The sequence below is a fragment of the Mycolicibacterium neoaurum ATCC 25795 genome (genome assembly GCF_000691525.1).
In the GTDB taxonomy this organism is placed as follows: Bacteria; Actinomycetota; Actinomycetes; order Mycobacteriales; family Mycobacteriaceae; genus Mycobacterium; species Mycobacterium neoaurum.
Genome location: NZ_JMDW01000013.1, coordinates 199,217 through 212,580, shown reverse-complemented (window position 1 = coordinate 212,580; position 13,364 = coordinate 199,217). Strand labels below are relative to the sequence as shown.

At 67.4% G+C, this 13,364-nt stretch carries 9 protein-coding genes and 1 pseudogene; 3 read left to right on the top strand and 7 right to left on the bottom strand.

The genetic code is table 11. The features are described from left to right. Positions 1 to 183 (top strand): annotated as a pseudogene (locus tag IC40_RS27990) (hypothetical protein); the annotation flags it as partial. 33 nt (positions 184 to 216) lie between these two features. Here the strand turns inward: IC40_RS27990 and IC40_RS0120360 are convergent. The 3 genes from IC40_RS0120360 to IC40_RS0120345 all read right to left on the bottom strand — a co-directional run bounded on the left by IC40_RS0120360 (position 217) and on the right by IC40_RS0120345 (position 4,850). Beyond that, complete coding sequence (locus IC40_RS0120360; protein WP_030136524.1) at positions 217 to 567, bottom strand: DUF6319 family protein; 351 nt, start codon at positions 565 to 567, stop codon at positions 217 to 219. A 138-nt stretch (positions 568 to 705) separates the two neighbouring features. Continuing rightward, positions 706 to 1,752: a GGDEF domain-containing protein gene (locus tag IC40_RS0120350; protein WP_030136523.1), complete on the bottom strand. Its 1,047-nt coding sequence runs from the start codon at positions 1,750 to 1,752 to the stop codon at positions 706 to 708. A gap of 227 nt (positions 1,753 to 1,979) precedes the next feature. Continuing rightward, on the bottom strand, positions 1,980 to 4,850 hold the full coding sequence (locus tag IC40_RS0120345; protein WP_030136522.1) for an MMPL/RND family transporter: 2,871 nt from the start codon (positions 4,848 to 4,850) through the stop codon (positions 1,980 to 1,982). A 223-nt stretch (positions 4,851 to 5,073) separates the two neighbouring features. On the opposite strand from IC40_RS0120345, the gene IC40_RS0120340 reads away from it, so the two are divergent. Then, complete coding sequence (locus IC40_RS0120340) at positions 5,074 to 6,048, top strand: beta-propeller fold lactonase family protein (RefSeq protein ID WP_081843497.1); 975 nt, start codon at positions 5,074 to 5,076, stop codon at positions 6,046 to 6,048. On the opposite strand, the gene IC40_RS0120335 is transcribed toward IC40_RS0120340, so the two are convergent. Genes IC40_RS0120335 through IC40_RS0120320 form a run of 4 tightly spaced genes read right to left on the bottom strand, consistent with a single transcriptional unit; the run spans position 6,027 to position 11,321 of the window. Continuing rightward, positions 6,027 to 6,830, bottom strand: a complete 804-nt coding sequence (locus tag IC40_RS0120335; RefSeq protein WP_019512254.1) for a transglutaminase-like domain-containing protein — start codon at positions 6,828 to 6,830, stop codon at positions 6,027 to 6,029. The genes IC40_RS0120340 and IC40_RS0120335 overlap by 22 nt on opposite strands. Before the next feature lie 48 nt (positions 6,831 to 6,878). Further along, positions 6,879 to 7,583 carry a TVP38/TMEM64 family protein gene (locus IC40_RS0120330; RefSeq protein WP_030136520.1) on the bottom strand — a complete coding sequence of 235 codons (705 nt, stop codon included), beginning with the start codon at positions 7,581 to 7,583 and terminating at the stop codon, positions 6,879 to 6,881. Then, positions 7,580 to 8,992, bottom strand: a complete 1,413-nt coding sequence (locus IC40_RS0120325; RefSeq protein ID WP_030136519.1) for an NCS2 family permease — start codon at positions 8,990 to 8,992, stop codon at positions 7,580 to 7,582. The genes IC40_RS0120330 and IC40_RS0120325 overlap by 4 nt, the downstream gene beginning before the upstream one ends. A gap of 10 nt (positions 8,993 to 9,002) precedes the next feature. Next, positions 9,003 to 11,321 (bottom strand): AAA family ATPase, encoded by a 2,319-nt coding sequence (locus IC40_RS0120320; RefSeq protein ID WP_042509657.1) that lies wholly within the window; start codon positions 11,319 to 11,321, stop codon positions 9,003 to 9,005. A 288-nt stretch (positions 11,322 to 11,609) separates the two neighbouring features. Here IC40_RS0120320 and IC40_RS0120315 point away from each other — a divergent pair, with 288 nt between their 5' ends. Next, positions 11,610 to 13,355 (top strand): hypothetical protein, encoded by a 1,746-nt coding sequence (locus IC40_RS0120315; RefSeq protein ID WP_030136517.1) that lies wholly within the window; start codon positions 11,610 to 11,612, stop codon positions 13,353 to 13,355. Positions 13,356 to 13,364: the final 9 nt, after the last annotated feature.

Genomic DNA, 13,364 nt, shown 5'->3' with positions numbered 1-13,364 from the left:
GTCGGTCCGGCGGATCGGCTGGTGGTCACCGACTGTGATGGTCGGCGGTTGACCGGGGCGTCGTTGGCTCGCCCACCGACCGGGCCGCCGCCGGATGTGCCCCCGTGCCGCGGTCCGAAGGGGGAGCGCGCCCAATGGATGTGGTACACGCCCTTCGAACCCGAACCGCCACCGGCACAGTAGAACTGGTCGGCGAACCCGGTCAATCGGCTGCGATCAGTCCAGGCCCGCCAGCGCGGCCCGGGCGGCTTCCAATTCGGCCTCCAATGCCGCCACGCGGGCTGCCTGCTGTGTGCGGGCCTCCTCGATGACCGCGTCGATGGGCGTCGACAGATCCTCGTGCAGCTCGCGTGCCGCGCGCGATACCGCCGCCGCCGCGACGGCCAGCCCGCGAGTCAGATAGGTGCTGCCCTGCTTCAGCTCGGCGTGCCACTCGCCGTCGGCGGTGCCGGTGACGGTCAACGTCAACTCCAGCGTCTTGGTCTTCTTACCTGCCCGCTTGACCGGCGCCTTCTTGGGAGCCTCGGTGCTGACCTCGGCGGCGGGGGAGGTCAGATCGGACGGCATATCGGTGGTCACGTTGTCGAAAGTCATTGCTACGGTGAATCCCTCCCGGTTGTCGCCCGCGGACGGCGGGCCGGTTGCGTCACCGATTAGAACACACGTTCGACTTCGACGGAGAACGCGCCACGCCGAGGGGGTGATTCAGGCGGGTCGGGCCCGCTTCTCGGCGTACATGAGTTCGTCGGCGGAGGCCATCCACTCGTCGAGGGATCGGTCGACGGCGAAGGGGACCCGGACCAGGCCGATGCTTGCCGAGACCAGATAGGATCGATCGGCGGAACCGTTGAATTTCGCGATCGCCGCAGCCATCCGAGCCTTCAGCGCCACCGGGTCACTCTCGGAACCGGTTGTCAGCACACAGAACTCGTCACCGCCCATCCGCGCGAGGATATCGGATTCGTCCAGCGTCGCGCGTAGCACCGTGGCGAGATCGGCGAGCAGGGCATCGCCTGCGATGTGGCCCAGGGTGTCGTTCACGAGCTTGAGTCCATCGGCGTCGATGAAACCCAGCGTGCAATCCAGCCCGTCGCGCCGCGCGGCGCGCAGTGCCGGCTCGGCCAGCAGGTAGAACCCGCGCCGATTGGTCACGCCGGTCAGGTCGTCGGTGTGCGACAGGTGCAAGATCGCGTCATTGGCGCGCTCGAGGTCCGCGGTCCGGTCTCGCACCCGCTGTTCGAGCTGTTCGTAGACCTGCACGTTCTCCATCGCCACCGAGGTCGCATCGGCCAGCGACTGCAACAGCGATATCTGGTGTTCGGTCGGGAGTGTCTCGGCCGCCCAGTAGTTGCCGATCGCGCCGACCGGGTTCAGTTTCCGAATCGGCACCATGGCCAGACTTTTGACGAAGGTCGGTCGATACGCCGCGTGCGGGATGCGCTCGTCGTCGTAGATGTTCTGGATGACCACCGCCTGCCGGTTGGTCATCACCCATCCGCTGATGCAGGTCTCCAGCGGGAACCGGCCACCCTTCCACAACGGCGCGACGGCGTCCTCGTCGACGTAATGACACATGTCCCCGTCCTTGAGGACAAGGGTGGCGCCGTCGCACCCCGTCAGTTCGCGGGCGGCGGCCCGAACGATGCGCTGGATATCGGCCAGACTTCGCGCCAACGACAGTTCCTGCACGGCCTGCAGCAGTCGCTGCACGGTGCGGGTGTCACCGAGACGGTGATCGTCGGGTGCGCTCATCCTGCCTCCGTCCGGACCCCCATCCGTGACGTGCGCACAACGGCGGGTCGTTTCAAGATCGTACTCCGCGCGGCCGATTTTTCGTCATTTGCTGGACACTTCGCTGAACCAGCGCGAATCGGCTGTCCGAACCATAAAAGCGCATTACAGTGCGGAAATTGAATGTCGTTCGTCAGCTCAATCTTATTTGCTGACCGATGTTTTCGCGCGGCGGCGACGCGCCGGGCTCAGACGGAGACGGTTTCCTGCGGTGCCGCCGGGGGAGAAGTCCGTGCAGGACGCCGGATCAACTGCGGCCACCAGAACCACTTGCCCAGCAGTGCGGCGATCGCCGGAGTCATGAACGAGCGGATCACCAGGGTGTCGAACAACAGACCCAGGCCGATCGTCGTGCCGACCTGAGCCGCCACCACCATCTCGCTGACGAACATCGACATCATCGTGAACGCGAACACCAGGCCGGCCGCGGTCACCACCGATCCGGTGCCACCCATCGCCCGGATGATCCCGGTGTTCAGCCCGGCGTGCACCTCTTCCTTCATGCGCGCGACCAACAGCAGGTTGTAATCCGCGCCGACGGCAAGGAGCACGATCACCGCCATCGCCATCACCATGAAGTACAGCTCGATGCCCAGAATGTGCTGCCAGATCAGGATCGACAGGCCGAACGACGCCCCCAGCGAGATCACCACGGTGCCGACGATCACCGCCGAGGCCACCAGGCTGCGGGTGATCAGCAGCATGATGATGAAGATCAGGCTCAGCGCCGCGACCCCGGCGATGATGAGGTCGTAGTTGTTGCCCTCCTGCATGTCCTTGAACGCCGAGGCGGTGCCGGCCATGTAGATCTTGGAGCCCTCCAGCGGCGTGCCCTTGATCGACTCCTTCGCGGCGGTCTTGATCTGGTCGATCAGCTTGATGCCGTCGGGGGTCAGCGGGTCATCGGCATGAGAGATGATGAAACGCACCGATTTTCCGTCGGGGGAGATGAAGCTCTCCATACCGCGCTTGAAGTCCTCGTTGTTGAAGATGTCCGGCGGCAGGTAGAAGGTGTCGTCGTTCTTGGCGTCGTTGAACGCCTCACCCATGGCGCTCTGGTTCTCCGACATCTCCATGCCCTGGTCCTGGATGCCCTTCTGGGTCTGGTACATCCGCAGCATCATGTCCCGCGAGGACTCCATCGACTCGATCTGCGCGGGCATGACCTCCAGCATCTGCGGCATCAGCGCGGCCATCTGGTTCAGGTCGGGCAGGACCTCCTCGAACTGCGTCGTCAGCCGGTCGGTGCCGTCCAGGGCGTCGAACACCGATCGCATCGACCAGCAGATCGGGATGTTGTAGCAGTGCGGTTCCCAGTAGAAGTAATTGCGGATCGGCCGGAAGAAATCGTCGAAATTGGAGATGTTGTCCCGCAGTTCGGCGATGTCGACGGCCATTTCGTTGGACTTGGTCACCATGCTCTGCGTGGTGGCGCTCATCTCCGTCATCAGCGCCATCATGTTTCTCATCGTGTCGACGCTGGACTGCATATCGTCGGCCTGGGCCAGCATGTTGGCGAACATGTCCTCCATGTACGCCTTGTTCATCTGCTGGCTTGCCCCGCTCATGCTCATCTGAGCCGGAATGGTGCTGAATTCCAGCGGCTCACCCTGCGGTCGGGTGATGGCCTGGACGTTGCCCACCCCCGGCACCTTGAAGATGCCCTTGGCGATCTTGTCGATCACCAGGAAGTCCGCCGGATTGCGGAGGTCGCGGTCGGTCTCGACGAGCAGCACCTCGGGGTTCATCCTGGCCACCGAGAAGTGCCGTTCGGCCGCGGCGAAACCCTCCTGGGCGGGCAGGTTCTCGGGCAGGTAGTTGCGGTCGTTGTAGTTGGTGCGGTAGCCCGGCAGCGCCACCAGGCCGATGAGACACAGTGCGACGGTCGCGAACAGGACCGCGCCCGGCCACCGCACGACGCCCGCGGCGATGCGTCGCCAGGTGCGGATGCGCATGGCGCGCTTGGGTTCGAGCAGGTTGCGGAAGCGGCTGGCGACGCTGATGATCGCGGGCCCCAGCGTCAGCGCCGTGAGCACCACGGTCGCCATGCCGAACGCCATCGGGATACCCAACGTCTGGAAGTAGGGCAGTCGGGTGAAATGCAGGCACAGCATGGCGCCGGCGATCGTCATGCCCGAACCGAGCACCACATGCGCGGTGCCGTGGAACATCGTGTAGTAGGCCGATTCTCGGTCCTCTCCGACCGATCGGGCCTCCTGATATCGACCTATCAGGAAGATGGCGTAGTCGGTCGCCGATGCCACCGCCAGTGTCACCAGCATCTGGGTGGCGAACGTCGAGAGACCGATCAGTTCGTGGTAACCGAGGACAGCGACCACGCCGCGGGCCGAGGACAGGCTGAGCACCACCATCACCAGCACCAGCAGGGTGGTCAGGATGGACCGGTAGACCAGCAGCAGCATCGTGATGATGACGATGAAGATGACGCTCTCGATCACCTTGACGCTGCGGTCACCGGCGATCTGTTGGTCGGCCACCAGAGCCGACCCGCCGGTGACGTAAACCTTGATCCCGGCAGGCGGCGGCACCTCGGCGACGATCTGTTTCGCCGCCTCGACCGATTCGTTCGACAGGGCCTCACCCATGTTGCCGGCCAGGAACACCTGCACGTAGGCGGCCTTGCCGTCGGCGCTCTGTGCGCCGGCCTCGGTGAGTGGATCACCCCAGAAGTCCTGGACGTGCTCGATATGGCGGGTGTCGGCCTCGAGGCGGTCGACCAGATCGTTGTAGAAGTAGTGCGCGTCGGCGCCGAGCTTTTCCTCGCCCTCCAACACGATCATGATCTGGCTGTCCGAGCGGTACTCGTCGAAGACCTGACCGATGCGCTTGCTCGCGATCACCGAGGGTGCGTAGTCGGGGCTCATCGAGACCGAGCGCATCTGACCCACGGTCTCCAACGGCGGCACGGTGGCGCTGATGATGCCGACCACGGCGATCCAGCCGATGATGACCAGCACCGCATATCTGCGGATGAACTTGGCGATCCCGCCGCGGTGTTGCTGGGAAGTGACGACCGTCGCCGCCGAAGAGTCGGGCACGTCCGGTCTCTCCTCCTGACATGTTAGAGGTGCTTCGTTCTTACCAGATTTGGCAGCGATTCGGCAGGACAGGCTGCCCTAACCGGCGGTGCTGTGACGGCAATCTCGTCTTCGCTCCCGCGGCGAAAACAAGTACCTCGCTACTCACCGCCGGGAACCGCGACGGCGGCAGAGTCGATGCCGTGGCGCCCCTGCAGCGCCACCGTAGGCCGGAAGGGGTTCCATGTACAGCCGTTCCATGTACAGCGTCGTCACCAGCATCCCGGTCGGCAGTCATCCCCGCGATCTGGTGATCGCCCCCGACGGGAACACCATCTACGTGGCCAACGTCAACAGCTCGGATGTATCGGTGGTCTCCAGGGCCGAGGACACCATGCTGCGCACGGTCACCTTGGACTCGGATCCGGTGTCGATCGTCGTACACCCCGATGGCGACCGGGCCTACCTGGCACGCCCCGGCGACGGGTTCATCTCGGTGATCGACACCGTCTCCGGCACGGTCGTGGCCGATATCGCTCAGGACCCGCAACCGGTGTCGCTGGCGATCGCCCCCGGCGGGGAGCGGCTCTACGCGGTCTGTGACACCGCCGGCGCGGTCAAGGTGTACCGGACCGATTCGATGACCGTCTCGGCGACGATCGCCGTGGGGGCCGCGCCGCGCAAGGCGGTCGTGAGCCCGGCCGGTGACAGCCTCTGGGTGGCCAACAGCGGGTACTCGCACCGCTGCAACGGCACGGTGTCGGTGATCGACGTGCGCGCGGGTGCGGTGACCGCGACCATCCCGGTCGGCAACGAGCCCGCAGCGGTCGCCATCAGCCCGGACGGAGCGACCGTCTACGCCGGTGCGGGCTCGCCGGGTAAGGCGACCGTGGCCGTCATCGACGCGCGCTCACGCACCGTCACCGATGTGGTCGCGGTCGGTTCGGGGCCCACCGAGATCGCTGTCGGTCCGGACGGTGCGACGGTGTTCGTCGCCAACCGCGGCGATGGCACGGTATCGCTGCTCGACGCGGCCACCAGGACCGTCGTCCGTACCACGAAAGTGGGTGGAAACCCGTCGGCCATCGCCGCGCATCCCGACGGTGATGTGGTCTACGTGGCGACGGGAAGCGGCAACAGCATTGCGGTGCTGGCCGAACTGAGCGCCGAAACCTATGGCGTCGAGCACTTCTGGCGTCAGCGCAGGGTGGCCAGCTGATCGATCTGATCGGTCGGCAGCACCCCGTCGGTGATGGCGCGCACCGAGAGCAGGCTCAGGTTGATGGCACCGCTGTGGTTGTCCAGGAACGCGGTGTCGGCGGCGTCGCGACCGGTGGCGATGCGGACCAGACTCTCGCGCGGGGCCAACAGGGTGGCATCGACCACCCGCCACTGATTGTCGACGAACGCCTCGGCAACGGCGTGGAAGTCCATGGGATACAAGCCCGGCGCGTACACCGAGACCAGCCTCGCCGGCACCTTCACCGCGCGCAGCAGCGCCACCACCAGATGCGCGTAGTCGCGGCAGACTCCGGCACCGGCCAGCATGGTGTCCACCGCACCGTCGATCGGGTCGCTGGAGCCGGGGACGTACTGCAGGCGGCGGCCGACCCAGCCGGCAATGCGCTCCAGGAGCTCGGCCGGCTCGGCCTGGTCGCCGAATTCGGTACCGGCGAAACCGAACAGTTTGTCGGCCTCGGCGTATCGGCTGGGGCGCAGATACACCGAAAGGTCGTGGTCGGTGACCGGAGGCGGATCGGCATAGCCGATGACCGTGGCCGAGTAATCGACCCGGAGATGGCCGGTGCCCGCGTCGAATTTGTGGATGCGGTTGCCGTGGGTTCCGGAGATCTCCTGGGCCTGGATCGGTTGTCCATCCAGCACGAAGCTCAACGACTCGTAGACCTCGGCACCCGGGTGCGGCGCCACCGCGATCTGGAATTCCAGCGTGGTGGGGGCGGTGATGTCGACCTCGAGCTCGGCACCGACATCGCGCTTCATGGACCGATCATGCGGTAGAAGCGGCCATTGTGCGAATCGAGGACCGAATCATTCGTTTTCGGGGTGTTCGCCGCGCGTACGCGACGCCCGCCAGCCGCGCAGACCGCGATGTGCGGCGAAAGCGCCGATCACCGCGGTGACACACCACACCCCGATCGCGGCGTAGACCAGCGGTGAGGACAGATCACCGACGGACGCCCCGAGCGCGGTGTAGACGAAGGCGCGCGGCGCCGAGCCGATGAACGAGCCGATCACCATCTGCCACAACGGGACTCCGAAGGCGCCGAAGGTGTAGGAGGCGGCGGCATCGGAGATGCCGGGGACGAAGCGTTGGCCCACCACGGCCCACAGGCCACCACGGGAGATCAGCGCGTCCATCCGGTCGGCCCGTTCGGCGCCCAGTAGCGCCCGCGTGCTGTCCCGGCCCGCCCGCCGGCCGCCGATGCTGGCGATGGTCGCGGTGCCGACGGTGGCGCCGAGGGTGACGAACACGCCGACCACGGGGCCGAACAGCAACCCACTACCCGCCGCCAGCAACGGACCGGGCACGAACAGGCTGCCCAGTACCGCCGAGACCGCGACATAGACCAGCGGGGCGGCAGGCCCGGTGGCCGCGACACCGGAACGGATCTCGTCGAGGTCGATGACGCCCTTGATGCCGATCAGGTACCACAGACCGAGCAGGAAGATCGCCAGCAGAGCCAGCCGGATGAGATGTGTTCGACGGGTTGACTTTTCGACGTCGACGGTCATGCCCCGATCAGCGAATCAATCCACCCGCGCGCGAAGTACAGCAGGAAGCCGGCGGCCACGACCCACAGCAGTGGACTGATTTCCCGGCCCTTGCCCGCCGCCGTCCGCACGATGACCCAGGAGATGAAGCCGACACCGATACCGTTGGCGATCGAGTAGCTCAGCGGCATCACCGCCACCGTCAGCACGACCGGCAGCGCGATGGAGAAATCGGCCAGGTCGATATCGCGCAGATGTGAGGCCATCATCGCGCCCACGATCACCAGCGCCGCCGCGGCCACCTCGGTGGGCACAATCGCGGCCAGCGGCGTCAGGAACATCGCGGCCAGGAACAGGGCGCCGGTGACGAGGCTGGCCAACCCGGTACGGGCACCCTCGCCGATACCGGCCCCGGACTCGATGAACACGGTGTTCGACGAGGCCGATGCCGCGCCACCGACCACCGCGCCGGCACCTTCGACGACGAGCGCGGACTGCAGGCGGGGGAAGTTGCCCTTGTCATCGGCGACGCCGGCCTGTTTGGACAACCCGGTGAAGGTGCCCATGGCGTCGAAGAAGTTGGTGAAGACGAGCGTGAACACCAGCATGACGGCTGCCAGGATGCCGATCCGGCCGACGCTGTTGAGGCTGAACTCGCCGACCAGCGACAGGTCGGGCACCGCGAACGGGGAGCCGCTCAGCGTCGGCACCGAAAGACCCCAGCCGCCGGGTTTCTCGGTGGCCGATCCCAGATGCCAGATCGCTTCCACGACGACCGCGACGATGGTGCCGGTGATGAGGCCGATGAGGATGCCGCCGCGGATCTTGCGGGCCACCAGGATGCCGGTCAGCAGCAGGGTGAACACGAAGATGACGGTGGGGATGCTGCTGATCGACCCCGCGCCGCCGCTGCCGAGGCCGACCGGCGGTGACGGGCCACCGGTGGAGGCGACGAAACCGGCGTCGACGAGCCCGATGAACAGGATGAACAGCCCGATGCCCGCGGTGATGGCCAGCTTCAGCTGGATGGGCACCGCATCGAAGATCAGCCTGCGCAACCCGGTGACCGCCAGCAGCACGATGATGATGCCGTTGATGACCACCAGGCCCATCGCCTCGGCCCAGGTGAGCTCGCCGACCACCGAGGAGGCCAGGAACGAGTTGATGCCCAGGCCGGCGGCGAATGCGAACGGCAACCGCGCGATGACGCCGAACAGGATGGTCATCACCCCGGCGGCCAGCGAGGTGACCGCAGATACCTGGGTGAAGCCCAGCTGGTTGCCGGTGACGTCGGGCGTCCCGGACAGGATGATCGGGTTCAGCACGATGATGTAGGCCATCGCGATGAAGGTGACGACGCCGCCGCGCAGCTCCGAGGAGATCGTCGAGCCGCGGGCGGTGATTTCGAAGAAGCGGTCCAGCCGGTTCACGGGTTCGACCTTAAGGTGTGCGCGACGATGACGAGCGGTGACGGGCCCATCGCAGGAAGTCCTGCGCGGTGAACACGGGTTTGCCGAGTTCGTGCGCCTTGCGGGCCTTGCCGGACTGGCTGCCGGGTTCGGCGGTCACCACGACCTCGCAGCGGGTCTTGGTGACGGTCTTCACCGGGGTGAGACCGGCCTGTTCGGCGATGCGCATCATCTCTTCCCGCGACAGTTCCCGGCCGGCATCGTCGAGCGCGGTTCCGGTGAAGCACACCCGGGCGCCCGGTTCCAGGACCGTCTCGATATCGGGGGCCGACGCCGTCGATCGCAGTGCCGGGTCGAGGACCTCGACGCCGAGCAGCTCTTCGGCGTCGTGCAGGCGCTCCCACACCTGTTCGGTGGGCTGGATCCGACCGGCCGCGGCGCGCAACTGTGCGGCCACCGAGTAGCGGGCCGCGTGGGTCCACGGCGTGTCCGGGGGAGGCGTCGCCGCCGTCGGAAGGCCGAGCAGCGCCGGCCCGATGTACCTGCTGACATCGAGCAGCGCCGAGAGCGCGGGCAACCGGGCCGAGACCGGCGTCGCGGCGGGATCGCGGGTCAGTAGATGGCCGGTCAACGATTCCGGCGGATCGCCGAACGGCGTCGAACCGGTTGTCGTGCTACCGGATTCGGTGAAGGTGGTCAGCGCGTCGGTGGCACGCTGCAGGGCGGTGCGGCCGGTGGTGCGGGCCCGGGGCGCTTCGACGCCGAGCGGCATCACCACCGTCTGCCCGAGACGTTTGAGCTCGAAGTCGATCAATCCGAGCGTCTCGTCGATGCCCGGACCGACGGGGGTGCAACCGGTGAGCATCGGGGCGATCACACCCCACGCCTCGGCCAGCGTCGGGGCCAGCAGGATGTCGGCGACGCTGATGCCATAGGCCGACCGGGCGTCGGCAAGATCGCGCTGGGGATTGATCAGCGTGCTCACCGCGGTGCCATCGTTGAAGGCCACGGCGAGTTCGACCGGCCGCGGCCGCGACATCCTGCCCTCCTCGCCGACGGTGACGATCCCGATACCGCAGTGGCGCCGGGCATTGCCGTCGTCGGGTTCGGCGCTGCGCAGGAACCGGGCGATCCGGCGGTCGGTCTTGAGGTCCTTGGGCAGTACCGGACGCTTGAGCACCAGTCCGTTCATCGAGGTACAACGGCTCAGTGCGACGTAGAGCTGGCCGTAGGAGAACATCCCGCCGGTGAGATCGACGACCAACCGGTCCAGGGTCTGGCCCTGGCTCTTGTGGATGGTGATGGCCCAGGCCAGTGCGAACGGCAGCTGGGTGAAGGTGCCGCACACCTCGTGCTGCAGCGACCCGCCGTCGACAACGGGCCTGGTCGCCTCCCAGGTGAACGGGGTGACCTCGGCGCGGCTGCCGTCGGTGAATTCGACGACCACGCCGGTTCCGTCACTCACCCGCGCGATGATCCTGCCGAGGGTGCCGTTGACCCAGCGGTCGGCGGGATCGTTGGTCAGCATCATGATCTGTGCGCCGACCTTGAAGCGCAGAGTCTCATCGGCGGGCGGGTCGAACAGGCTCAGGTCGCCGGTATGGCGGGCGTGGTGGGTGATCTCGTCCCCGGGCAGCAGCTCCAGCTGCCGCCGGTTGCGAGCGGACACCAGCCGGTTCGTCGGCGCCAGGGTGAGCCAGAACTCGTCGGCGGGCGGCACGAACTCCGGGTCGGTGCGGGTGTTCAACTCGGCCAGCGCGTGCCCGAGCAGCACGCCCTCGCGGATCTCGTTGAGGATGGCGGTCATTCGGTCGTCACCGAGCTGACGGAACACGGTGGTGAGTGAGACCATCGGGAACTCGTCGCGGTCGAAGGTGTCCGCGGAGAAGAAGTACGGGGTGGCGTAGCGATCGGTGAAGAAGTCGGTTTCGGCCTCGGTGACCACCGGCGGCAGCTGATACAGATCGCCGACCAGGACCAGCTGGACACCACCGAACGGGGCGCCGGGATCGGGTCCGTACCGCTGGAGTGCGGCGGCCATCTTGTCGAAGAGGTCGGCCCGGACCATCGAGGCCTCGTCGATGATCAGGGTGTCCAGGCCCTTGACCGTGCGGGCGAACCGGCCGGGGTAGTACCCGCCGGTCCTGATATCGGCCAGGCTGGTGGTGGGGGTGAAGCCGAACAGCCGATGGATGGTGTAGCCGCCGACATTGAGCGCGGCGATCCCGGTCGGGGCGGCCACCACCACGGTGCGGTCGGTCTGCGCCATGAACCGCCGGATCAGCGTCGACTTGCCGGTGCCCGCCTTGCCGGTCAGGAACAGATGCCTGCCGCCGGCGAGCAGTTCCATGGCGTCGCGGAACTCGTCGGTCAGGACGAACTCGCGGGGCGGCACCCGACGATGGTGTCAGACGCTGCACCGGTGAGATTCACATCAGGTACGTCATCCGCTGCAACGACGTACGTGATGTGAATCTCGGGAGCCAGGTAGACGCCGGATGTAACGCTGGGGCGTCCACAGCGATGAACCAGGCGAGACAGCTGCTGGGCCGTACGGCCGGTGTCGGGGGAGATGACTGCGAACCGCAGTAGTGGCTGAGAATTGCCCTGCTCCTGATCTTCGAGGAGTCGATGCACGATGAGTGCCGCACGTGACGAGTTCTTGCGACGCAGCCTGGTGGCCGGCGTGGCGTCCACGGTCGTGTTGTCCTTGACGGCGCTGACCGTCGGGGTCACGCCCGCCCTGGCCGAGCCCGGTTCCGGGGAGACCGCGGTCGTGGAGACGACGGTCGTCGAGGAACCCTCGCCCGCCACCGGCGGCGGTGGTGCCGGCTCGAGCGGTCGCTCCGAGGCAGAGCCCGCCGTTACCGCCGAGGCCCCCGCCGCTACCGCCCCGGCCCCGGCCCCGGCCGCGACGACCGCGGTTGTTCCCGCACCAAACCAAGCCCCGGCGCCGACTCAGGCTCCGGCACCGACGCAAGCTCCGGCGGCGACGCAGGCCCCGGCGCCGACCAGGGTCGTCGAGCCGACCCGGGCGCCGGAACCCGCGCCCGCCGCGCCCGAAACGGTTGCCCCGCAACCCACCCGCGCACCGGAGACGACCACCACCCGGTCGAGCACGCAGGCGGCGACAACGTCCGCCGCCCCGCCGGCGACCAGCACCGTGCCCGCCACCGGAGAGCCCGCCACCCAGCAGCCGCGCACCGAGGAGGCCCGCACCGAGACCGCGACCCCGTCGAGCACGGTGTCCGAGAGCCCGGGCACCGGGGCACCGGCCACGTCCGCTCCTGAGAAGTCCGCCACCGAGAAGCCCGCCGAGGCGACCGAGACCACTCCCGCCGAGACCACTCCCGCCGAGACCACCGCCGAGACCGAGCAGGTCGAGCCGATGGCCCGCGTCATCGAGACCGTGAAGCCGGCGGTGCTGGAGGCTCCCGCCGATGATCTCGTGCTGGCCAGCAAGGCCGCGCCCGTCGAGGTCAAGCCGGAGCCGGCCAAGGTCGAGGATCTCGCCGCGCTGTCATCGCTGGTCGGTCTCGCCGACGAGCGTGATCGGCTGGCACAGGAGCGCCGTGAGCTGCGCGAGGACCAGCGCGAACTCCGTGAGGATCAGCGCCAGCTGCGTGCGGACCAGCGTGAACTGCGCGCCGACCAGCGCGACTGGGACAACCGGGTTCGGCAGTGGAGTCCGGACTGGGTCCAGTACGACGAGTTCTACCGGCCGATGATCGTCAACCCCTATCGCGATCCGGTGCGCATCGTCTACGAGTACCAGAACCAGCCGCGGGTGGTGACGATCCCGCCGCTGCAGCGGATGGTCATGTACGTGGCCGATCTGGCGGCGTACAGCTTCACCGCGGTGGTGCTCAACACCGTCAACACCGTGGTCAGCACCGCCGTCGGGGTGGCCGTCGGCAGCTTCTTCGGTGGCGGGTTCATCCCGACCATCGCCAACATCGGGGCCATCGCGCCGCCGCCCCCGCCGCCGCTGTTCCGCTACGACAACGTGCCGGTGCAGGTGCGTTACTCCGATGCGGTCTACGAGCCCTTCCGCGTCCAGCGCATCGTCGACATCGGCGACGACACCCGCTACGGCGAACGCCGGGTGTTGCTCGACGGCGCGACCCCGGCCTGGGGTGTGTGGAAGCAGAGCGCCGGTGGCGAGCGGATGTTCGAGGTGCACCGGACCCAGCAGTACCCGGGTCTCGACGAACCGCGCGAAGGTCCGCTGCCCGGTGACTACCGGCTGCGGTTGGCCGCCGAGGAAGCTCCGGCCACCGGCAGCAACCAGACGCTGCTGATCACCGCGGCGGTGGCGTGCGCGGTGCTGAGCCTCGGCGCCGTCGGCGGGGCCGCGCTGTTGGGTCGTCGGCGGAGGGTCTAGCCGCCGGGT